The 23,358-nt window shown below is 40.9% G+C and carries 22 protein-coding genes; 6 read left to right on the top strand and 16 right to left on the bottom strand.

From position 1 onward, the window contains the following. Positions 1 to 82: 82 nt before the first annotated feature. Genes BS333_RS06490 through BS333_RS06480 form a run of 3 tightly spaced genes read right to left on the bottom strand, consistent with a single transcriptional unit; the run spans position 83 to position 3,302 of the window. Positions 83 to 556, bottom strand: a complete 474-nt coding sequence (locus BS333_RS06490; RefSeq protein ID WP_021708481.1) for a response regulator — start codon at positions 554 to 556, stop codon at positions 83 to 85. After that, entirely contained in the window at positions 549 to 1,880 is a 1,332-nt protein-coding gene (locus BS333_RS06485) for an ATP-binding protein (RefSeq protein ID WP_021708482.1), read from the bottom strand. The genes BS333_RS06490 and BS333_RS06485 overlap by 8 nt, the downstream gene beginning before the upstream one ends. Before the next feature lie 3 nt (positions 1,881 to 1,883). Further along, entirely contained in the window at positions 1,884 to 3,302 is a 1,419-nt protein-coding gene (locus tag BS333_RS06480) for an SLC13 family permease (protein WP_021708483.1), read from the bottom strand. A 363-nt stretch (positions 3,303 to 3,665) separates the two neighbouring features. Here BS333_RS06480 and BS333_RS06475 point away from each other — a divergent pair, with 363 nt between their 5' ends. Then, positions 3,666 to 4,415, top strand: a complete 750-nt coding sequence (locus tag BS333_RS06475; protein ID WP_158297030.1) for a sulfite exporter TauE/SafE family protein — start codon at positions 3,666 to 3,668, stop codon at positions 4,413 to 4,415. A 20-nt stretch (positions 4,416 to 4,435) separates the two neighbouring features. On the opposite strand, the gene BS333_RS06470 is transcribed toward BS333_RS06475, so the two are convergent. The 9 genes from BS333_RS06470 to BS333_RS06425 form a co-directional block, all read right to left on the bottom strand. Beyond that, positions 4,436 to 4,864: a hypothetical protein gene (locus BS333_RS06470; protein WP_237359106.1), complete on the bottom strand. Its 429-nt coding sequence runs from the start codon at positions 4,862 to 4,864 to the stop codon at positions 4,436 to 4,438. Positions 4,865 to 5,073: 209 nt separating this feature from the next. Then, positions 5,074 to 5,580, bottom strand: a complete 507-nt coding sequence (locus BS333_RS06465) for a GNAT family N-acetyltransferase (protein WP_021708486.1) — start codon at positions 5,578 to 5,580, stop codon at positions 5,074 to 5,076. An 89-nt stretch (positions 5,581 to 5,669) separates the two neighbouring features. Then, the gene (locus BS333_RS06460; RefSeq protein WP_021708487.1) at positions 5,670 to 6,143 is read right to left on the bottom strand and encodes a DUF2947 domain-containing protein; all 474 of its coding nucleotides are present in this window, start codon (positions 6,141 to 6,143) and stop codon (positions 5,670 to 5,672) included. Between the two features lie 124 nt (positions 6,144 to 6,267). After that, positions 6,268 to 6,843, bottom strand: a complete 576-nt coding sequence (rimJ, locus tag BS333_RS06455; protein ID WP_033003331.1) for a ribosomal protein S5-alanine N-acetyltransferase — start codon at positions 6,841 to 6,843, stop codon at positions 6,268 to 6,270. Between the two features lie 40 nt (positions 6,844 to 6,883). Then, positions 6,884 to 8,434 carry a transcriptional regulator TyrR gene (gene tyrR, locus BS333_RS06450; RefSeq protein ID WP_021708489.1) on the bottom strand — a complete coding sequence of 517 codons (1,551 nt, stop codon included), beginning with the start codon at positions 8,432 to 8,434 and terminating at the stop codon, positions 6,884 to 6,886. 100 nt (positions 8,435 to 8,534) lie between these two features. Continuing rightward, positions 8,535 to 9,575 (bottom strand): YcjF family protein, encoded by a 1,041-nt coding sequence (locus BS333_RS06445; protein ID WP_021708490.1) that lies wholly within the window; start codon positions 9,573 to 9,575, stop codon positions 8,535 to 8,537. Further along, positions 9,572 to 10,945, bottom strand: a complete 1,374-nt coding sequence (locus tag BS333_RS06440; protein ID WP_021708491.1) for a YcjX family GTP-binding protein — start codon at positions 10,943 to 10,945, stop codon at positions 9,572 to 9,574. The genes BS333_RS06445 and BS333_RS06440 overlap by 4 nt, the downstream gene beginning before the upstream one ends. A gap of 295 nt (positions 10,946 to 11,240) precedes the next feature. Then, a complete protein-coding gene (locus BS333_RS22165) occupies positions 11,241 to 11,426 on the bottom strand; it encodes a hypothetical protein (protein ID WP_033003298.1) in 186 nt (61 codons plus the stop codon). 406 nt (positions 11,427 to 11,832) lie between these two features. Continuing rightward, a complete protein-coding gene (locus BS333_RS06425) occupies positions 11,833 to 13,350 on the bottom strand; it encodes a fumarate hydratase (protein ID WP_021708127.1) in 1,518 nt (505 codons plus the stop codon). A 269-nt stretch (positions 13,351 to 13,619) separates the two neighbouring features. Here BS333_RS06425 and pabB point away from each other — a divergent pair, with 269 nt between their 5' ends. Further along, complete coding sequence (gene pabB / locus BS333_RS06420) at positions 13,620 to 14,981, top strand: aminodeoxychorismate synthase component I (RefSeq protein ID WP_021708126.1); 1,362 nt, start codon at positions 13,620 to 13,622, stop codon at positions 14,979 to 14,981. Positions 14,982 to 15,155: 174 nt separating this feature from the next. On the opposite strand, the gene BS333_RS06415 is transcribed toward pabB, so the two are convergent. Then, positions 15,156 to 16,859 carry an ATP-binding protein gene (locus tag BS333_RS06415; protein WP_021708125.1) on the bottom strand — a complete coding sequence of 568 codons (1,704 nt, stop codon included), beginning with the start codon at positions 16,857 to 16,859 and terminating at the stop codon, positions 15,156 to 15,158. Between the two features lie 6 nt (positions 16,860 to 16,865). Then, positions 16,866 to 17,405 (bottom strand): heme NO-binding domain-containing protein, encoded by a 540-nt coding sequence (locus BS333_RS06410; protein ID WP_021708124.1) that lies wholly within the window; start codon positions 17,403 to 17,405, stop codon positions 16,866 to 16,868. A gap of 132 nt (positions 17,406 to 17,537) precedes the next feature. Between BS333_RS06410 and BS333_RS06405 the strand changes: the two genes are divergently transcribed. The 3 genes from BS333_RS06405 (at position 17,538) to BS333_RS06395 (ending at position 21,230) form a co-directional block, all read left to right on the top strand. Continuing rightward, the gene (locus tag BS333_RS06405; protein ID WP_021708123.1) at positions 17,538 to 18,155 is read left to right on the top strand and encodes a CoA pyrophosphatase; all 618 of its coding nucleotides are present in this window, start codon (positions 17,538 to 17,540) and stop codon (positions 18,153 to 18,155) included. A gap of 362 nt (positions 18,156 to 18,517) precedes the next feature. After that, positions 18,518 to 19,777 (top strand): aromatic amino acid transport family protein, encoded by a 1,260-nt coding sequence (locus BS333_RS06400; RefSeq protein WP_021708122.1) that lies wholly within the window; start codon positions 18,518 to 18,520, stop codon positions 19,775 to 19,777. Positions 19,778 to 19,868: 91 nt separating this feature from the next. After that, entirely contained in the window at positions 19,869 to 21,230 is a 1,362-nt protein-coding gene (locus BS333_RS06395; RefSeq protein ID WP_021708121.1) for an L-serine ammonia-lyase, read from the top strand. Positions 21,231 to 21,311: 81 nt separating this feature from the next. Here the strand turns inward: BS333_RS06395 and BS333_RS22035 are convergent, their stop codons facing one another. After that, positions 21,312 to 21,452, bottom strand: a complete 141-nt coding sequence (locus BS333_RS22035; RefSeq protein ID WP_158297028.1) for a hypothetical protein — start codon at positions 21,450 to 21,452, stop codon at positions 21,312 to 21,314. A gap of 269 nt (positions 21,453 to 21,721) precedes the next feature. Here BS333_RS22035 and BS333_RS06390 point away from each other — a divergent pair, with 269 nt between their 5' ends. Further along, positions 21,722 to 22,519 (top strand): response regulator transcription factor, encoded by a 798-nt coding sequence (locus BS333_RS06390; RefSeq protein WP_021708119.1) that lies wholly within the window; start codon positions 21,722 to 21,724, stop codon positions 22,517 to 22,519. 133 nt (positions 22,520 to 22,652) lie between these two features. Here BS333_RS06390 and queD read toward each other — a convergent pair whose 3' ends face one another. Further along, entirely contained in the window at positions 22,653 to 23,018 is a 366-nt protein-coding gene (gene queD, locus BS333_RS06385; protein WP_021708118.1) for a 6-carboxytetrahydropterin synthase QueD, read from the bottom strand. Positions 23,019 to 23,358 lie beyond the last annotated feature (340 nt).

The following is a 23,358-nucleotide window of genomic DNA, read 5'->3' as shown; positions in this document are numbered from 1 at the left end:
TCGTACTCGGCGACGCTGACCTTGGATATTTAACGCCGTCGCTCATTGGCTTTGAATCAAACTGAGCGACAGCAGAACACCGTTATTTTAATCTCGAAAAGATAACATCTTTATCGAGTTGCCCTTGAAAAGAAGTGTAATCAAGGCCTACATCAAATACATAGTGAGAGATTAAGTTCCTGACGCAATCAATCAATGATTCTGAATGCCAAGGTTTCTCAAAGTAGTGATCAATGCCTGCCGAGTTGATGGCATTAATTGTATCGCTTTGTGTCGCTTGCCCTGTCAATAGTACCTTGCGAGTATGATTATATCGGCTGTCGTTGGCTATAAAAGTGAGCAGTTCTACCCCTGTCTTACCAGGCATGATATGGTCGGAAATAACCAACGCGATCATTTGCCCATCACTATCGAGTTCATCCATCAATTCAATGGCCTCATCAGCAGACTCACAGTCTTCAATATTTACCCATGAATCAAAGGATTGTAGATCTTGAAGGACTGCTCTCAATACTTCTCTTTGATCATCAACACATATTAAATTTAACTTATCCATGTTCACCCTCAATTGGCAATTTTATCCTAAATGCTGTTTTATCCGGATCACTCTTCACTGTAATTGAACCTTGGTAGCCTAATACAATGCGTTTTACAATCGATAGTCCTAAACCTAAACCAAATGACAGCCCTCCTTTCTTGGTTGTAAAGTTAGGTTGAAAGATTTTACGTTTAATCAACGGATTAATCTCTTCTCCATTATTTGTAATCGTAATCAAGAGAATACTTTTTCCTTTTCTCGTTTTTATCTCAATACAAGGCTTTTCATGATGCTTTAAGACATCACACGCGTTCTTCACCAGATTGATCCATACTTGTACAAGTTCTGTTTGAGATCCCCAAAATGCGGGCAATTCATCAAAGTCACAAAGCACATTGATGAGACGAAGTTCCCCTTGAAGTAAAATTAACGCTTGGTTTATTGACTCATTTAAATCGAAATAGGCTTCCGTTTCTGTGTCTGCTCTGCCGAGCTGCTTAACGGACTGAACAATGCCAACGGTATGGTGTGCAGCCATACGCAAATCATGTAAATCACGTCCAATCTGCCAATAATGGATAGCTTCTTGAGGATTTATCAGCCAATTTTCATCAGGCTCGTTGTCAGGTACCGCTCGTGCCAGTTCCCTCGCAATGCCTTTTGGCAAATCATAACGCAGCTCAAAATCACGACCACGAGAGCGAACCTGTTTTGATGTAAGAGTCTGGCCTGTTAAAAGTCCAAAATCAAAAAACTGACTTGCACTTGGATTTACTTTTTCAAGCAGCTCAAAAATGATTGACTCCAATCGTTCCGATTTGCTGCTCACAACACCAATCGTATTATTAAGTTCATGAGCAAGGCCTGCAGCCAGTTGGCCTAATGTTGTCATTTGCTCTGCTAGATGCAGCTTTTGTAATACTTTTTCTTTCGCTTTCGCCTCTTGCGCGACACGACGTTGGCGGTATGAAAGCTCGCTGACAATAACAGGCATAAATTGAGCATTCAAAGGGCCAAAGATGCCAGGCTCAAAAGCCGGTGTAAGGCGATCAATCCAAGCCAACTTTGCATCCGTTTGGGCAATCACCGTAGATGATGCGACCCATGAGCCAGAGAAGAAACTATGAACACCAATGAAAGAGCCAGCAGAAGCAGAAAACACTTGGATTTGCTTTTTGTTCTCATCAAGTAAATAGCCATTGAGCTCTCCTGAAATGACATAATATAACCTATCATTACTCTGCTCTTGATTAAGTAGAATCGTCCCTTTGGTTATCGAGATACGTCTTTCCGTCTCATCAAAGTAACGTTGAACAAGTCTATCTAATTGGTCTTCCTGCATAAGTTATACAATCCGTTCTATAACATGTAAAAGCCATACCATGACAAAGCTCAACACGACTCCAACTAGGCCTATCACAATCCCCACTTTAGCCATTTGATGACTTTGAACTTGCCCTGTTGCATGAGCGAGCGCATTGGGTGGCGTACTGATCGGTAGCGACATGCCGAGTGATGCGGCAAAGGTTACAATTAAAATCAAAGTGACTTCTCCTCCCAAAGGTGCTAAAGAAGTCATTGACGAGCCAAGAGCTGCCATAATTGGCATAAGCAAATTGGCCGTAGCGGTGTGAGACATAAAGTTCGCCATAAGCAGACATAACATCGACGCGCCGACCAACACAACATAAGGAGAAAAGTCACCAAAGGGAATACTGCTCACAACCAAACGGGCCAAACCTGTTTGATCAAGAGCTAAACCAAGCGCAATACCACCTGAAACTAACCATAAAACATCCCAAGATATTTTTTTCAAATCTTCCTTGTTAATTATTCCTGTGAGTGAAAATATAGCAACTGGAATCAATGCCACCGTATATGCATTCATCCCATGCGTCGATCCCATCAACCACAATAAGATGGTGCCAACAAAAGTAATATAGACAACGATCGCTTTAGGAGTTTTAAGAAATTTACTTTTGATATCAAGGTCAAGGGTTTGTGTTTCAGACTTGTAAAGGCAAACCATGAGGAACCAAGCGAAAGCCATCATCACAATGACAAATGGCACTCCAAAAGCCATCCATTCACCAAAGGATATAACGTTATCCCCAGTTAAGTATTTTAGAGCAATGGCATTAGGTGGCGTACCAATCGGTGTACCAATACCACCGATATTTGCCGCAACAGGAATACACAAGGCAAAAGCAATTCGGCCGGGATCATGGGGTTTAAATACTGCCACTACCGGCGCCAAAATAGAGAGCATCATCGCGGTTGTTGCTGTGTTTGACATAAACATTGAAAATGTCGCCGTAATCAACATCAAACCAAGCATGACATATTTCGGATCCTGACCAAAGGGTTTGAGCAACACTCGCGCAAGGTTGACATCTAAACGATATTTTGACGCTGCCATCGCTAGAAAGAAGCCACCTAGAAAAAGCATGATTATCGGGCTGGCAAAGGTCGCCATGATTTCGTTGTATTTGAGCAACTCACCAAAGTGTGGAGAACCAGACTCGGTACGTGCTAAACCAATCCCTTTATCAGACAACAGTAACAACTCAAGTACAATGATAACAACCGAAGTGGCATAGATGGGGATCGGCTCCAAAACCCAACACAAAGCCGCCAATAAGAAGATCGCAATCACTCTCTGTTGCATGACGGTAATCCCTTCAAATGGAAAGGCTGATAAAGGCATCATCAAAATCAGTAATGGGATAAAGATAGGAATAATGTATTTGAAGTAGGAATGCATAGTACGACGTCTCTTCCTGAGATGGTTGTCCAAAAAGTGGTGAACCCTTTATGAATCGACTTCACTCACCATATTTGAACCAAATTATGTACGTAACATGCCTACTGGTTTTAGCGCTAGATCAAAGAAAGTAGTATTAAATAAAAATACTCAAAGTCATATACTTATGACCAAATCGCTCTGAAATATCGTTCTCAGCGAGACGACCTTAGTTCTTTTAAGTGCGAAGCGCCACTTTAGGAGCAGATTAAAATAAAAAATTGAATAATAAGGACTTTAATATAATAATGTTCATTATCATGGCTTTTAAAACCTATCCTGAAAATGTTGAGTGATTTTTTACTACATATTAACGATTTTAGCGTGACTACTTTGACGGCTATTATTGTTATCGTTTCCGTATCCGCCTTTATTCATGGTTTAATTGGTGTTGGATTTCCATTAATAACAACACCATTGATTGCCACATTAACAGATGTTAAAACGGCAGTACTCATCACGATCATTCCCAATATCACTCTTAACTTACTTATTATTTTTCGCGGAAAACATTGGTTAAGAACGGCAAAGAAGTTTTTTTTATTATCACTATCTGTAACCTTAGGAACTCTGATTGGAAGTAAGATCTTAGTGATTGGAAGCGAACTTGTCTTAAAAGGCATATTACTGTTTATGCTGACAGCTGCTTTATTAACCAGCAAAATAAGATTTTTTCAATTTGACTCTAACAAAAGAAGAATTCAATTTTTATTCGGTTTTATTGCAGGTATTATGGGCGGTTCAGTCAATATCTCTGTTCCATTTTTAACCATGTACCTTGTAAACACCGACCTCAGTCCTTTAGTTATGTCGCAAATATTCAATATTTGCTTTATTGTTAATAAAGTCAGCCAAGCAATTATGTTAATAATCGATGACGCATTCGGTAACTTTGAACTCGTTTCTGGGTTGATGCTTAGCTTATTTGCTGTTTTAGCCCAAAGACCTGGGCTTGCACTACAAAATAAGATAAGCGCCAAGAGCTACAAAAGCTACCTACATTCATGTACTGCCTTAATCACTTTATTTGTTTTATATGATTTTATATCATCACTGTTAAAAACAAATTCTTAGCCTTCTATATCAATTCAGAGCTATTTATACCTAAGTGACCGCGACTTCAGCCATATTAATATAGGTAAAACCATCACAGTGGTAACAAGTATATCGAGCAAAGTATGATAGTTTTGATACATCATAAGCAAGGCATAAATGACCATAGAGCTTGACGATGCGATGGCAGCTTTCTTATTAATGAAAGCCAGACTGATGACAAACACTAAAGCTAATGCAGTATGGGTACTGTAGTCTAAACCAAAACGCGCGTAAGCCCCTGTGTATTGGTCTAAAAACATCAACGCATAAATATAAATCACACCAAGCACCGTTGTGACTAGATCGGCCATTGCTTGCATTAAACCGACGTTTTTTAACTGCCAGAGTAACCGACATAACATTAAAAAAGCCAAAAATGGGATATATAAATCTGCAATGAAATCTAGCTGCTGATATGTCACGTTCATAAGCCTTTGTATATAGATTTTATTAGGATATATACCCAAGTAACCTCAAGATACTGTATTCAGCGAGATGACCTTAGCCCTCAGGTGCGGCAAAGATTCGAAGGTATAGTCGCTCTACATTGAGAATCGTTAACAAAGTCTGAGAGTTAAGATCGCTCCCCTTTGGGAGCAAGGCGACTTGAGTATACTTAGTTTTTTATAAGAAATGATTATTTTTCGCGAACAGCTTTTGCAATACGAGCCATATGGTAGACATTAACATACTCACCTTGACGAAAAGCAAAAGCTATAGACTCACCTTCAATTTGAAAACCAAATTTCTTATATAGAGAGATGGCACGTTCGTTATCGACATACACCGTCAATTCAAGGCGTGTTAAATTTAACCAATTATCGGCAAGGTCAGTGACTTTAGCCAATAAAGCACTTCCTACACCTTTACCCTGAACATTATCTTTCACTCCCATACCAAGTGAGCCAACATGTCGCCGCCTAGGGTTGGTACAGACTTCAAAGCCTAAGTTACCAACAATTTCATTATCGAGCAAAGCGACGTAAGAATAAACATGATCCGGCATGTTTGATAGGCGTTTATCCCACATATCTTGGGAAGGAAGAGGAAGCTGCAAAGTACCTTTATATGCATTTTCACATTCGTAGATTTCTTTTATCGCACGAGCATCAGAAGGCTCCGTTCTTCTTATTATTATTTCCATATTTATACCCTAGGAACTTCATGAGACTGTGCTCTGATAATGAATACCCATCACAGAACACAGCAGTAAAGACGCTCTAACCCGAATATTTAATTACGCTCTCCGAGCTTAACGTTACCTTTTGAATCAAACCAAAGTGCTTGAGAGCGACGGCGTCCAAGTAAAATTGGACCATCGTCATAGAAAAGAAAGTTTTTCCAATACTTTTTAAACACTGACCATTTGGTCTCAATAATATTGTACTTCTCGTAACAAAAATAGACCGTTACATCATCTTGCCAATCAATAAACTGACTGATTTCCTCTGGCAGTTCAGAAGCATCATCTTCCCATGCAGACATCCAACCCACTGTGTCAGACCAATTAGACTCTTTCATTGGCCAGTCAGAAGAACACAGCCTGTCCATATCTGGGCTTTGAGCACTGATGTTTTCTTTCCAAAACTGAGATGCTCGAGCCGCAGACATAGGTTTAATAAGGCTCAGGACATCAACTGGCACTGGCATCGACTGATGAGTAAAAATCCATTTTCTTTGGTATTCGTCCAAAGTCAAATAAGACATTCCGTCTCCTTGTTAAGATTTTCGCCCGCTCTCTTTAGCGGATAATTAATCATTTTTATGCAATATCGATATTTTGGCTTCAACTGTAGCCACATTGTAACAGTCTACTTCTCTGTTTAAACTTCTACCTTTGCCATTCTGGATTAGTGAGAGAGGTTAAAACATGATCTTCCCATTTATCATTGATCAGCAAGTAATCTTTAGCATATCCCTCTCGTTCAAACCCTAAATGGTTTAAAACCGCTTCACTTTTGTAGTTATGTGGCATATAGCTAGCCTGAATACGATGAAGCTTTTGTTCACGAAACATATAATCGCAACCCATTTTCAGAGCGCGTCTCATCAAGCCTTTACCTTGCGCCGACTCGGCTAGAGAATAACCTACATTACAACAGTAAAAAGGAAAGCGCGTCATATTACTAAAGGACAAAGTGCCCTGCATTTTTTTTGTGTTAGCATCAATAATTAAACAGTAAAAACCTAACCCTAAACGGTGTAAATCGTTAAGCTTAATTAATTTTTGCAGCCAGCCATTCACCGTGTAAAAAGCCTCTTCCCGTTTAGGCTCAAAAGGCTTTAAGTGCTCTCGATTCTGTCGAAAGTACTCAGCTATCATATCGGCATCAGCAATGTCTGCTGTTCTCAGCAATAGGTTTCCATCCAAGTGATAAATAGAAACCGAGGTACTTTTATTTTCTATGTCCGTTATATTTTCCATGCTTTTATCTTTTCCATGTAAGCTACACTTCGTTTTTCCGTATGCCATAATCACGCAGCTTATTTGCAATTGAAGTATGTGAGACATTTAAACGCTTAGCCAACTTCCGGCTGGATGGGAAAGACTGATAAAGTCTCTCTAAAATCTGTGACTCGTACTCACGCATGATTTCATCAAGAGAGCCTTCTAAGTTAAGCGATGTGGTACCAGCAGAAGAAGACTGAGGTTGTGGCAATTTAAAGTTCTCTACTTTTAAGACATTGCCTTCCATTTCTGTCAAAGCTCGAAGCACCATATTGTCCATTTGACGTATATTCCCTGGCCACTGGTAATTCATCAAGGTTTCGACCAGACTGTCATCAAACTCTGGTTTCGATAGTCCTAGCTGCTGGGCATATTTGGTAACAAACAGCTCCAGTAACGGTGAAATATCATTAGTACGCTTACGAAGAGGTGGTATGCTCAACGTTAATACGTTCAACCTGTAGTATAAATCTTCTCTGAATTGACCAGCTTCCGCCAGTTCAGCTAAATTATGTTTTGTCGAAGCAATAATACGCACATCAACGTGCATTTCATCTTCAGCACCGACTCTGCGGAAGTTGCCATCTTGAAGAAAGCGCAGCAGTTTGATTTGTAAATGCGCACTCATTTCCCCAATTTCATCAAGGAAAACCGTTCCGCCTGTTGCTTGCTCAAAAATGCCTTTGTGCCCAAGTTCATGGTTAAATGAGCCCGGTGCATGACCAAATAGTTCGGTTTCCGCGACGTCATCTGGCATAGAGGCACAACTCAGCACAAGGAAGGGTTTGCCAGCACGGCTGGAGCGACTATGACAAGCTTTCGCCAGCATCTCCTTTCCTGTCCCTGTTTCACCCTCGATCAATAAAGGCTGGTCAAGAGCAGAGAGCTTCTTTGCTTGGTTAATTAATGCTTTATGCCGATTAGAGATACCCACAAAATGCTCGAAGCCAAGTGCATTTTGAGTAGGTAAAGATTCCTCGATATGAGAACTATGTTGAATAGAACGAATCGTCATTAGTGTGCTGGCAAGAGTTGAATTTTTCACCTCGTCTTGAATATAGACTGGCATTAGTTCCAAAATGTAATCAAGACCATCTATGACAATACTTTCGCGTGCTCGTTGATTCACGCCTTCACTCCAGCGTGAAAAATTGATGCTGGGCAATAAAGAGCCGATTTGAGTGCCAATTACTTGCTGCTGATGCAAACCAAGAAGAGATAAAGCCGCCATATTTGCCATGTCGACAGCACCTTTAAGGTCAATAGCAAACACGGGGTCAGGGAGATTATCGACAAGCGCAAGAAGTTCCGTATTATGCCTTTCGATCGGCATAAACTGGATCTTTCGGACATCTTTAACGCCAGTAATGCGCCTAATCTCAGCCATTAATTCACTGAACGTATCAAAATCAATGTCTGGACAATTAAGGTAAATAATGCCGCTAATATCGATTTCAATGCCACGTAAATCAATACTTCTAGAGGCAAGAATATCGAGTAATTCTCGAGTAAGACCGAGTCTATCTTCACAAAAAACTTCAAGGCGCACTTAAAAATCCCAATTGATTACTGTCAGGAAAACTTGACAGTAGTTTCTACCAAGCGTGGTATGCCGTCAAGTCATCCGATACTGTCATTTAAGAGATTGATTATGCTTTCATCGTAATTGAGGCGATTTTTGCGACCACTTCTTTACGTATTGCCGATAGTTTCACTTTTCGCTCTGGATTCCATGGTAAAGGGCGTAATAATGCCATCGCTTTTAGTCCTAAGCGGGCAGTTAAGATCCCAACTCCCAAGCCTTGCCCTGCTCTTGCAGAGACTTTGCCTGCAAGATCCATTGACATAAGGTCCATACTTGCATCAATCGCTAATTCACTGGCTCCTGCTAAGGCCATGTTCACAAAAACTGAGCGCAATAATTGAACTCTAGATGCGTAACCCAATTCCACACCATAAATCTGTGACAACTTATCAACCATTTTTAAATTACGCCAAGCGACCAATAACATATCTGCAATTGCCAGTGGACTCAAAGCGACCAACGCTGCCGCCTCCGTGGCATGTTGTGAAACCACTTTTGCTGCAAGTTTATCCTGTTGACTAACAACCATAGCATCATACATTTCTAATATTTCTGCATCATTGTGTACTGAGTTGATACTATTTTGCCAACGATCAAAACTAGGGTTTTCTTCAACAATACCACTTTGATCCGCTAATTTTTCACAAAATGCCTTACCACGTCCAACACTTTGACTTTGAAGTAAGGTCTCCCCCTCTTCTTGGAGAGTAAAGTGATGACGTAACTTACGTAATTTCCAAAGCTCTTTGACCAACGCCCCAAGCCCCAATGTCGCAATCATGGTGATGAAACAAGCCCAACCCACGGCTAACCAATCGGAAGAAAATAAGGCAGTCGATACCGACTCAATGGCCTGCCAAAAGACTAAACCACTAAAGGCTGCACAAACACCCGTCATGAGCCATCTTTTACCTGATTTAGGACGAATCAACTGCTCAAACTGTTGTTCCGTTTCGGTCTCTTCATTAATCTTTTCGGCTTCAGCCGGCACGAAATCCATGCTTTCATCAAATGTTTTCTGTGCTGTTAATTCTTCAGGGATAGGGCCATTATCTGCTTGTATTATTGGTTCAGAAAAGACTTGTTTTGGTTTAAGTTCACTCACTTTAATTTATCTCCCAATAAGTATTCCAAGGCTTTATCTAAGCGAATATGTTTAACGGGCTCATCCCTTTGATACATCAATGGCTGAAAAGATGTAAAATCAAAATGGCTATGCTGCCAATACATTCGATTAGGTAATCGGCTGGGCACTTCACCGGGAAAGACTGTCAGAGCCTGTCCATCCAGGGTGGTTCCTTGTATCGCAGGAACGGGATCATTTCCTGATGAGATCATTCCAGCTGTTGTAGCTTGTATCGATGCAATACTCATGCAACTCATTTCAATGTTTTCATAAGCCGCGTTTTGCCAAACGGGATGCACCATCTGTTGTAATAGTGACACCATATTAGGATGCTGCTCTGGTGTCACATGATCCGCTTTAGTCGCTGCAAACAACACTTTGTCAATCTTAGGTGCAAACAAACGTCGCAACATTCCATTTCTACCATAACGAAAGCTATGCATAATTTGCTCTATCGCAAAACGCATATCATGAAATGCTTCATCTCCAACATTGAGAGGTTGCAAACAATCGACTAGGACAATTTGCCGATCAAAGGTAGAAAAGTGATGCTTATAAAATGCTTTAACAACTTTTTGTTGATATTCATGATACCGTGCTTCTAAGACAGCAAAATTTGAGTCTTTGCTTATTTGACCACTTGGCTGAACACAAGGAAAAAACTGTAAAACAGGCGCACCACTTAGCTCTCCGGGTAAAACAAAACGTCCTGGCTGAACCCAATGAAGTCCTTCGTTTTTACAACTATGTAGGAACTCCGTGTACGCTTGAGATACTTTTTCTAACTTTTTTTCATCCAGTTCAGACGTTAGGTTAAGGCTTTCCAGCTCGGCTAACCAAGTCTGGGCAAGTTCAGCTCGCTTGCCCTTCAATGCAGAAAATTGAGTCTGAGACCAAGTTTTAAAGTCCATATCAAGCAAGGGAAGATCTAACAGCCACTCACCCGGGTAATCGATAATATCAACATGCAGAACAGCTGTTTTACTAAATAACTTCTTAGTCGACTTATTGGGCTTATATTTTAATGCTAAACGTATTTCACTCACATCACGAGTAGGTACAGGCCACTGAGGAGGACTCTGGTGTATTTGCGCCATAGCATCATCATAAGCAAATCGTGGGACCAACATGTTAGTTTGAGGTTCTCGTTTTGCCCCTACCAAACGTTTGTCTCTTGCCGCAGCCATTAAAGGCAAGTTGTCATGAGTCGCTGTGTGTAGAAGTTGATTAACCAAGGAGGTGATAAAGGCGGTTTTACCTGCTCTAGATAATCCAGTGACCGCAATTCTGATATTTGAATCCAGTCCACGATTGATAAAATCACTCATTTCTTGGGTTATTCTTTTCATACGTTTATATTCTCTTTAACTACACGCAAGCCAAATGTTCTAAATCAGTCGTTTGAAGATTTTACACTTTTTACCTTTTAACTCATACGCTTAACTAATAATGTTATCACAACACTAGCTCAAGGAAGCTCACGAAGCGAACTTGCTCATAAAGGGCAAGCGTCCCAAATAAATCTTTACCTTCAGTAGACACAGTTTACAGGTTCTTTTCTTAATAGAAGATGAATGGCACGGTTCACACTTGGTACAAACGTAAAGGGTAAATGGTAACATTGCAAAATACAGTCAAATCAATTTAATCATCTTCAATTAATTTATAAATAACAAATAAGGCCACTTCTAAAAGAAATCCTAACACACATGTCATTACCACATACTTATCATCAAATACGCTAACGCCATGAAAGATCATGTCATACCCTACGAAACTACCAACAACTATTACCAGTATCATCTGAAGTATTTGTATAAACCGCATAATATGAACCTCTTATAAAAATAACTTGGCCGCTTGGGTATATACCCAAGTAACCTCAAGATGCTGTGTTCAGCGAGATGACCTTAACTTTCAGGCGCGGCAACGATTCGAAGATATAGTCGTTCTACATTGAGAATCGTTAACAAAGCCTGAGAGTTAAGGCCACTCGCCCTTTGGGAGCGTGTCACTGAGCCGACTTCTTTCGTCAGACAACTTGGAAAGAGAATACTATTCCGCTTCGCTGTCTTCCTTGAATTCGACTCAGTGACCTCGCTCTGAATCAAGCATCTTGAGGTCACTTGGGTATATATAGTAAAAAAGTGCAGACTTTGCTGCACTTTTGTTAACTTACCAATGGCAATTAATCTTTATTACACGATGAAATCGTGAAGATTGGTCGTTTTCAGAACTAGGATTCCATTTCTTGGATTTTTACTTTCCACGTATCAGGTCCAATTTGGTGAGCATTAACACCGTTTGAATCAACCGCAACTGTGACGGGCATATCCTCAACTTCAAACTCGTAAATGGCTTCCATACCTAAATCTTCAAATGCCACGACTCTGGCTTTTTTAATGGCTTTAGCAACCAAGTAAGCCGCACCACCGACTGCCATTAAATACACTGATTTATGATTTTTAATCGACTCAACTGTCGCAGGGCCACGCTCTGCTTTACCGATCATACCCATGATACCGGTTTGCTCGAGCATCATATCCGTAAATTTATCCATACGAGTTGAAGTTGTCGGTCCCGCAGGCCCAACAACTTCATTACCCACAGCATCCACAGGGCCAACGTAGTAGATGAACTTACCTTTTAAATCGACGCCATCAGGTAAACCTTCACCGGATTCTAACATGCCTTGTATGCGTTTGTGTGCGGCATCTCGGCCTGTGAGAATTTTACCTGAAAGTAGAACGGTTTCACCGGTTTTCCATTCGGTGACGTCTTCTTTCGTCAATGTGTCTAAGTTTACGCGTCTCGTATTTGCTCCAGCTTCCCAAGTAATATCTGGCCAATCTTCTAATTTTGGTGGAGTGAGTTCTGCAGGACCGCTTCCATCAAGAGTAAAGTGAACGTGGCGCGTCGCAGCACAGTTCGGGATCAAGCACACTGGTTTAGAGGCAGCATGAGTTGGGGCCGTTTTTATTTTTACGTCAACAACCGTCGTCAAACCACCTAATCCTTGAGCGCCAATACCAAGCTTGTTTACTCGATTAAAAATATCAAGACGTAACTCTTCTTCTGCATTCTGCGGGCCACGGTCTATCAGCTCTTGTATGTCAATGTGCTCCATCAAAGACTCTTTAGCAAGCACCGCTGCTTTTTCAGCTGTTCCACCAATACCAATGCCAAGCATCCCAGGTGGACACCACCCTGCTCCCATTGTTGGCAGTGTTTTTTCTACCCAAGCAGCAATATCATCCGATGGGTTGAGCATGACCATTTTCGTTTTGTTTTCAGAACCGCCACCTTTCGCCGCGATTTGAATTTCAACTTTATCGCCAGGCACCATGTTAATATGCACAACTGCTGGCGTATTGTCTTTGGTATTAATGCGCTTACCCGCCGGGTCCATAAGAACTGACGCGCGTAGGGGGTTATCGGGGTTGGTGTACGCCTGTCTCACCCCTTCGTCTACCATTTGCTGTACCGTCATGTCTGTTGAGTCCCATTGCACAGCCATACCGATGTTCACGAAACAAGTCACGATTCCCGTATCTTGACAAATAGGTCGGTGCCCCTCTGCAGACATTCGAGAGTTGATCAAAATTTGAGCCATGGCATCTTTGGCCGCCTGACTCTCTTCGCGATGATAAGCTTTTTCAAGAGCTTGAACAAAATCCAGTGGATGGTAGTAAGAGATATACTGTAGCGCATCAGCAACACTGCTGATGACATCCTGCTTGCGTATTATCGTCATTGCATGCCTCGTTATTGTTATGTTTTGCTTCCGTTTATTGGCTAGGACTCTATTGCGGTTATTATCTTCATAATTCGACTATCGAATGGCGAGTTTCGATACACAATTAAATGAAATCCTAGGTGAGCCAAAGTTTGTTCTCTAAAAACGACCTCTTGGTATTCTTAAGAGGAGTATTTGGCTGCACAAGTAATTATGATACTCTCGCTGACCACGACTTGCTATGCATGTGAACAAACTCTTTGTCACAAATTAAACAAATGAACAACATGGACACGCAATTGCTTAATTTTAAGTCACTGAAATACTCCAACCACCTCGCGATCTCTCTTTTCTCTCTTATTGAAGATCAGCCTTGGGCTATGCTGTTACATTCCGCTTCGCAAATTCACTGTGACAGTCGCTTTGATATCTTGGTCGCGAAACCTATTGCTACCTTAGAAACTTCTGGGAATAAAACGTACATCAAAACCAACTCTCAAGAAGATATATCTACTGAGGACCCATTCTCTTTATTAGGAAAACTGCAACACCGTCTGCTTCCGTCTTTATCACTACCATCAAAGTGGGATTTACCCTTTGTTGGCGGAGCACTTGGTTATTTCAGCTACGATTTGGGGCGTCAGGTTGAAACCATACCTGAGTGCGCTTTACGAGACCTTAGCTCACCCGATATGGCTGTTGGTATTTATGAATGGGCAGTGATTGTCGATCACAAGCTTAAAAGTGCTCACCTAGTAGGTCAAAATACCGAACAAGCGTGGCAGTGGCTCCACCAGCAGTCATCTCAAGCAGCCTCAACTTTTCAACTGCTTGGACCTTGGCAATCCAACATGACACCAGAGTCTTATGCCAAACGTTTTGAGCAAGTGCAAGATTACCTATCAAGTGGTGATTGCTACCAGATTAACCTTGCGCAGCGCTTCGAAGCACCTTATAAAGGGAGTGAATGGCAAGCTTATCTCCGTTTAGCCAAAGAAAATCAAGCTCCTTTTTCGGCTTTTATCAGAATGCCGCGAACGACAATTCTTAGTGTATCCCCTGAGCGCTTCATTGAACTCAAAGATAATATTATTGAAACCAAGCCAATCAAAGGAACACGTCCACGCCACTCTGATAATAAGATCGACCAAGCTAACGCAGAAGATTTGATGCAAGCAGAGAAAGACCAAGCAGAAAACTTAATGATTGTTGATCTGCTGCGTAATGATATCGGCCGTGTCGCTCAACCTGGCAGTGTTCATGTACCTAAACTCTTCAAAATAGAAAGTTTCCCAGCCGTCCATCATTTAGTCAGCACCATTCAAGCCCGCTTAGACAGCCGCTATAGCCCCACCGACTTATTACGTGCTTGCTTTCCTGGAGGCTCAATTACAGGCGCCCCTAAAGTCAGAGCTATGAAAATTATCGAGGAGTTGGAACCACACCGGAGAAGCGCCTATTGCGGAAGTATTGGTTATGTTTCTCGCCATGGTCAGATGGATACCAGCATTACCATTCGTACTCTTATCACAGAAAATCAACAAATTTATGCATGGGCTGGCGGTGGTATTGTCGCAGATAGTCAAGTAGATTCTGAATACCAAGAGACTCTGGACAAACTGTCTAAGATACTACCAGCCTTGGGCTAGGCTCTATCAACCTATTCTAGACCCAAGTGACATCAAGGGGTTTAATTCGGAACGATGTCACTTGAAATTGGAAAGTAACGTCTTTCGAAGTTAAATTCGGGGATATTTGAACATTGAAGGGGTTTGGTAAAGCTCTATAAAATTGAGTGCTACAGACAGTGAACACACAGTTATTCAAAGCCGCTCACGACCAAGCCATTTGATGATGATGCACTCAATTTCTTCGCTTGTGAATGGCTTAGTTAAGATATCATCCATCCCACTTTGGATACACTTATCTCTCTCAGAAAGAGTCGTCCCTGCTGTTAGAGCGATGATAGGTTTGCGGTATCCCCTTTCGCGAAGAAATGTCGTCGCTTCGTAACCGTCCATTTCAGGCATTCGACAATCCATAAAAATCAAGTCATAGGGCTCACTTTCGGCCAGAGCTATCGCTTCTTGCCCATTATCAGACAACTTTGGCTTAATTCCGAACTTTTTAAGCATTTGCATCACAATAACTTGATTCATTCTGATATCATCAACCACCAATATCGAGCATCCTGTGATATCGCCCGATGTTAAAGATAGTAATTGTTCTTCCATCACCATTTGCTCCCGTCCCTGACTAAAAGGAAGTTTAACACGAAAAAGGGTTCCTTTATGGAGCTCGCTTACAAAACTGATCTCTCCTTCCATCAAATCCACTAAGTTTTTACAAATCGCCAATCCAAGCCCAGTTCCTTCGAATTTACGTTTACTTGATGGATCCGCTTGGACAAAAGGATCAAACAGAGCCGTTTGTGCCTCTGGAGGGATACCAATCCCCGTATCAGCGACTTCAAAGAATAAATACCCCTCAGACCACTCTACATCAAGTTCAACTCCTCCTTTAGAAGTAAACTTAATTGCGTTTCCAATCAAATTAACGAGAATTTGAGTGAGTCTTTCACAATCACCAAACAAATAATTAGGTATTTTTGAACGTTTTTTTATTGAAAAATCAATCTTCTTTTCAGATGCTTTAGTGATAAAAAGGCCTGTGAGTGTTTGTTCAAGTTCTAACCATGAAAATGAATGGCCGATGATTTCCATCATTCCTGCGTTCATTTTACTAAAGTCCAGTAGGTCATTAATAATCACTCGCAACAATTCACCAGATTGTACTAAGTTATTGAGGTAATCCGTTTGTTCAACTGCTAACTCCGTCTTATTCAACAATTCTGCACTTCCAAGAACGCCATTGAGAGGAGTCCTTAGTTCATGGTTAATCATTGCAACAAAATCTTTCGTGGCTTGATCGGACTCCTCCGCCCTTTTACGTAACTCTATTTCACGCTCTAGACTTAAATGTCGACTGATCAAACCGTGGATTAACTCTGATACCAAACCGAACTGTTTCGTTATAAAGGTTTGTTTGGAATAAGCATCAGAGACTAAAAAAACTATCTCACCAATTTTACAATCATCGAGAATAATAGGAACATGAAAGCAGTGACCATCCCAGCATGATTGAGCTGGTGTTTTCTTCATACAAGCCAGTTCTGCCTGACCATACTGGTAGCGAATTAATGATCTAACATATTCACGGTCAAGGTGCATATAAGTGGCTTCTACAACAGAATTGTTGGTCAATTCCTTAAAAAAACACTCTACAGTTTTTTCATCAAAAGTGCTTGAAAGAAAAAGTCGCCCAAAGCGAATCAAAGCTGCATCTATTAATTCTTTAAATTCCAATTTGCGTAAGTCGCTTTCAGATTGCATTTCAAGCTTTTTTAGCGCTAAACTGAGGACACGGTTGGACTCATAAAGCTCTAAACTTTTCTCCTCTAATAGCCTTTCTGCCACCTTTCTGGAGTGAGTTTCTCGCCTAAGCTTTCTTTCTAGTGGTGAGTCCATAGTTACCTACCTCACCTCTAGATGAAAACGAACATGATCACCATTCGCAGTTTGATTCTGATAAATAACATCAACTATTTCATTAAAGTATTGAGCACAGCCTTTGATCAAACCAAGGCAAACGTGAGACATACAGCGTGCACTATGGTAATCGAAAACCATTTCAGATTTTGTTTCGCTTATAAAATCAAATTGAGGGGGTTTAGTATTTGGATAGAGCTTTTTGACTTCAACATGGATTAAATCTTCAACTTTACGGATAAAGACAAAGGTTGTGGTGAAATTTTGATAATTGATCCCACTAGGTATGGACTTCATCAAGTTTGAAAACACTGACTCCCCAAAGGTTTCTTGAAGAGCTTCTGATGATATTCCTGTCAGTTTGCTTAATTGAGTGATAAGTTTCACGAGTTGTCGATGGTCATAGCTCCCAACAGAAGTATAAATACCCTCGTCATTAGCCATAAGAAACATTTTATCAACGACCTCTAAACCAAATTTTTCTTCCACTAACTCTATAAATTCGGTAAAAATAATTCCTTTCATTTTAGGCTCGCCTTATGTCAATTCCGTAAACAAAGAATGGCTGATAAGGGTATAACTTTCAAACAAATCATTAAATCTTGGTTTATCATTAAGTAGAAATCTGTTGTTACACTGTCAACAAAGGAAGAAAGATTGATCATCGACAAGGTTACATTTTTACAAAATTTTCAAATGTTACTCCCTCAGCACTATCATCAAGATAGTTTAAAACGTTTAGCATTCTTACAAGGGAAATCACTCAGGAAAGCGGCGGTTTTAATCGGTCTAGTCGAGAGGGATAATGGATTACACGTTATCTTTACTCAAAGAGCGGCACATTTGCGTTATCACCCAGGCCAAATAAGCTTTCCAGGTGGGAAATATGAATTAAATGATGTAAACCTTATGGTGACCGCTTTACGAGAAACTGAAGAAGAAATAGGCATCCATACTTCCAGTATTGAGGTTTTTGGTCAACTTCCTTCACTGCCGACTGTAAGCAGATTCTCAGTGACACCTTTTCTTGCTTTTGTTGAGCCCACCTACAATCCAAATATAGATCCTAACGAAGTTGCTTCAATCTTCGAAATTCCTCTGAATCACATCTTAAACCCTCAAAAGATGCTGAGCTCTTACTTCCAATTAAAAAGTACTCATCATCGTGTCTTCGCTGTTCAATATCAGCAACACTTCATTTGGGGAATGACCGCACAAATCATCGAGTCAATGCAAAGACACATCTTAGAGGGTCATCTAGAAAAAATGGCTTAGTTATCCCTCTAAACTTCGAAGGTTATCCGTTCCATCACTAAACTTCATTCAAAAAAATCCAATAACCCTAGCTTTCAAAGCAATATAAAACCAAATGAATAAACCCAATTAAACAACAACAAGTTAACCCTAAGAATACATACTTCATACCCATTCATTACAATCTGAGTTTTGGATAATTTTTTCTAATCCATAACATTAGTATTAGTCACATGTGGCACGCAAATTTCGTGATAAAGAGCAGGTTTTTGACATATCGTTCGATATCAACTGGTAATATATGAGCAAGCTAGACTTTTCTTCATGTAAAATCCTGCAAAATTATTCGACTTGTTTCCTGTTCCCAAATGAGTAGTCCAACAATGACCACAACAACTTCTGCAGCTGAGCCTGCAAAACCATCAAGTAAGCTTAATTATCAAGACTTTGCTTGGTGTTTATCCCTTTTCGGTACCGCAGTAGGTGCTGGCGTCTTATTTTTACCTATTAAAGCAGGTGCGGGTGGCTTTTGGCCGCTTGTTATTTTGGCGTTGATTGCTGCGCCAATGACATGGTTTGCACACAAATCGCTTGCACGTTTTGTCCTTTCGGCTAAAAACCCAGAAGCCGATATCACTGACACAGTTGAAGAACACTTTGGTAAATCCGGCGCAAACCTTATTACACTTGCTTACTTTTTTGCTATTTACCCTATTGTTTTGATCTATGGTGTAGGTATTACCAATACCGTAGATTCTTTCTTAATTAACCAAATAGGCATGGAACCCATTCCACGTGTGGTGCTTTCTGGTCTATTAATCGCAGCAATGACTGCTGGTGTTGTTTTTGGTAAGGAATTAATGCTAAAAGCAACCTCAGCGATGGTTTACCCTTTAGTGTTCATTTTGTTTGCGTTATCCATCTATTTAATTCCTGAGTGGAATACATCCATGATGGAAATTGCCCCTGACTGGGAAGCGATGCCAAATGTTGTTTGGTTGGCTATTCCCATCATTGTATTTTCTTTCAACCACAGCCCTGTTATATCACAATTTTCTAAAGAACAGCGTTTAAAGTACGGCGATAGCGCAGTTAAAAAAACCGATGCTATCACCGCAGGTGCTGCAATAATGCTGATGGCGTTCGTGATGTTTTTTGTTTTCTCTGTGGTGCTTTCACTGTCACCAGAACAGCTTGCTTCAGCAAAAGAGCAAAACATCTCTGTCCTTTCGTACTTAGCGAATATTTACGACTCACCAATGATTTCATACTTAGGCCCACTGGTTGCTTTCGCTGCGATCACGTCTAGCTACTTCGGACATTTCTTAGGTGCGCATGAAGGCCTAGTTGGATTAATAAAATCTCGCAGCTCATTCCCTGTGAAAGCCATCGAAAAAGGTTCATTGCTGTTTATTGTTCTGACTACATGGTACGTTGCTGTTATTAACCCAAGCATTCTGGGTATGATTGAAACAATGGGTGCACCAATGATCGCTGCAATCTTGTTCTTAATGCCTGTTTTTGCTATGAATACTGTTCCAGCGATGTCAAAATACAGAACAAACCCACTAGTACAAATTTTCACTGTAATCTGTGGTGTTGCGGCAATTACTTCTGTAGTCTACGGTGCTATTCAACCGTAATGCGTTTCACTACGCTTGATTAAGACATAATTAATATAACGATAATAAATAAGCCTCCCACTCTGGGAGGCTTTGTTCTGAGGTAATCTAAATGATTAGTGTATTTGATATATTCAAAATCGGCGTTGGTCCTTCTAGCTCTCATACTGTAGGCCCAATGAAAGCGGGTAAAGAATTTATTGATGATTTACGTACGATGGGAAAATTACGTGACATCACTAAAATCACCGTTGATGTTTATGGATCATTATCACTGACAGGGAAAGGTCACCATACTGATATCGCAATTATCATGGGGTTAGCAGGTAACTCCCCTGAGACAGTCGATATCGACTCTATTCCAGGCTTCATTGCAAGAGTAGAAGAAACAGAACGTCTTCCTGTTGGCATGCACTGTCACACTGTATCTTTTCCTAAAGATGGTGGAATGAACTTCCACAAGACAAACCTTGAACTTCATGAAAATGGCATGCAGATCCATGCTTGGATTGATGACAAAAAAGTATATTCAAAAACTTACTACTCTATTGGTGGTGGTTTTATCGTCGATGAAGAAAACTTTGGTAAAGAAATCGAAAGTCCGGTGAAAGCACCATACGAATATACTTCTGCGGAAGAGCTGGTGAATCATTGTAAAGAAAGCGGACTTTCTATCAGCACACTTGTAATGAAAAATGAGCGCGCTCTTCACTCAGATGAAGAAACTCGCACCTACTTTGCTAACATTTGGCGTACTATGCGTGAGTGCATGGAGCGCGGGATGAATGAAGAAGGCGTTCTTCCTGGTCCATTACGTGTACCAAGGCGTGCAGCGGCTCTTCGTCAACAACTGCTGACTTCAGAAAAAACCACTAACGACCCAATGTCTGTCGTCGATTGGGTAAACATGTTCGCTTTTGCCGTTAACGAAGAAAACGCAGCAGGTGGCCGTGTGGTAACCGCGCCAACTAACGGCGCTTGTGGCATTATCCCTGCGGTATTAGCCTACTACGATAAGTTCATTCAAACCGTCACCGAAAAGGACTATATCCGCTATTTCGCAGCTTCTGGTGCGATCGGTGGCCTTTACAAGCGAAATGCATCTATTTCAGGCGCAGAGGTTGGTTGTCAAGGTGAAGTTGGCGTTGCTTGTTCTATGGCTGCGGCAGGACTTGCTGAGCTAATGGGTGGTAGCCCTGAACAAGTGTGTATGGCTGCAGAAATTGCAATGGAGCATAACCTAGGCCTGACATGCGACCCTGTAGCAGGGCAAGTTCAGGTTCCGTGTATTGAACGTAATGGTATTGCTGCTGTAAAATCGATCAACTCAACGCGAATGGCTCTTCGTCGTTCATCTGCCCCAACGGTTTCTCTCGATAAAGTGATCGAAACCATGCTAGAAACAGGGAAAGACATGAATGCAAAATATCGTGAGACATCGCAAGGCGGATTAGCAATCAAGGTAATCTGCTAACACATTACCCAAGCCACCTTTTGGTGCTTGGGTAAAAACATTAAATTGCTAAATAACCAAATTACTAAATAACTTTGATACTTAGATTTCGACTATCTCTGCCGTCCACCCATAGCCTTGGTACTCTTTCACTAGATGCTGGGCAACAAATATCGACACCACAACTTCAACCCACATACTATGTTCACCAGCTCGGTAGCGTAACTTCATCATTTTCATCATTAACCCCTCTGAACAATGGATTTGCTTGCATAACCAAGTAAGCTCAAAATAATTGGGTATAAAACTCATCCGCTAAACATCAATACCACCACTAGCCACAGGTATCGTTTATTCCAAATCATGTTATAAACTGTTGTTCAAACATAGGATTTATGAATTTTTCTTCGACTACCCCGTGCTTTCTAACGCAACATTTTGCATAATTTAATAAATTAGATGTAGAGTAAAACTACTGCATTTATAAAGAATCACAAAATGACCTGATATTTATGGATACCGAGATAGAAAAAGTAAAAATCGACAACAAAGCCAATAGCTTTGAGACATTGTTAGTTAAACAGGTTCAAGCCTTAACAACATCTAGGGCTGAGCAGTGTGAGAATCAATTGAAACAATTTATGCTAGAGGCAATGGCATGGTTTGGTATTGATAGAATGACTATCTTTCCGAACTCAATGCTATTTTTTTACATGGGCAAAACTCTTTCTGCGTCTAGAACCAAACATAAACATATCGCCGCTGAGCAAATTGGCATTAAGGGGGCTGAGGACTACCTAAAACTGGTTGGCAGTAACGATAAAAGCCAAGAATTCAATCGTAACGAACTGAGTGCTAGTAATATCAGTTTATTGAAGCTTCTTGCTGAACAGGGAGCGAATTACCACTACACAATACCATTAATTCAGTTTGGCCAGCGTTGGGGGGGAGTTTCCTTTACATTATTCGGTGAAGACAAACCCGGGCTGTCTTGCAAACAACTCGAACAAGTTAAAGTTATTTCCCATATGTGGCTATCTTATTGGCAGCACTCGACACTCTATCGTAGCGTGCATGATCCAAAACGTAAGCCTGATGATGAAAGCTATCGTATGCTAAGGCTTAGTCATCGACAATGTGAAGTACTTGGCCTGCTCGCTAAAGGTATGTCTGCCAAAGAAGTGGGTATTGAGCTTAATTTAAGCTCCAGAACCATAGAATCGCATAAGTATCGACTGTTAGACACACTAGAGCTGGAAAGCCATACCGATTTAATTCAATTTGCATTACGTAATGGAATTGGCTACTAAACATTTCACCAGTAGCCGGAGTGAAAGCCATCACTCTATACGGTTTTTTGTTAGAGTGATACTTTATTGGCAGGCAACAAATAATGAAAGGCAAGCTCTGAACGCCTGCCTACAAACCACTGTAAAGTTGCTTTTACTGTTTGCCGATATAGATGCAACCTGCGGTACAGGTTTCTTTAATCTCGACCTTACTCAATAGCGGTAAACTTGGTTTAAGTTGTTGCCAAATCCATTTCGCTAACACTTCACTCGTTGGGTTCTCTAGACCTTCAATGTCATTCAAATAATAATGGTCAAGTCGATCGTAAATGGGTTTAAAAGCCGCTTTTATTTCTGCAAAGTCAACAACCCAGCCTGTATGAGGGTCAACCTCCCCCTCTACGTAAATACGAACGAGGAAAGAGTGACCATGTAAACGTCCACATTTATGTCCTTCTGGCACATGTGGCAAGTGGTGTGCCGCTTCAAACATAAACTCTTTGTATAATTCTGTTTTCATCTTGACTCTCATACCTTAAAAAAACACGCAATACTAAGTAATTCACTCATTAATGACAACCTTTATACCGAAGTAACATCAAGATGATCGATTCAACGAGACGACCTCAGCTCTCAGGCGCGGTAACAATTTGTAGCTAGAGTCGCCATACTTTACAAATGCCACATTGAAACCGCATTCTGGTATAGCCTAGTTCGCTTTATCCAAACTTCGTACTACTATGCTTCAAGAATGTTAACGATTGCGTTGCTTTTTATAACTATTGCTGTTGTACCCAATCATATCAAGATGCTCTACTTGACGATACTCGGGTATTTTAGCGGTATGAATGCATACTTTC

The organism is Vibrio azureus, assembly GCF_002849855.1.
Lineage (GTDB): Bacteria > Pseudomonadota > Gammaproteobacteria > Enterobacterales > Vibrionaceae > Vibrio > Vibrio azureus.
This window is presented reverse-complemented; position numbering and strand designations above follow the sequence as displayed.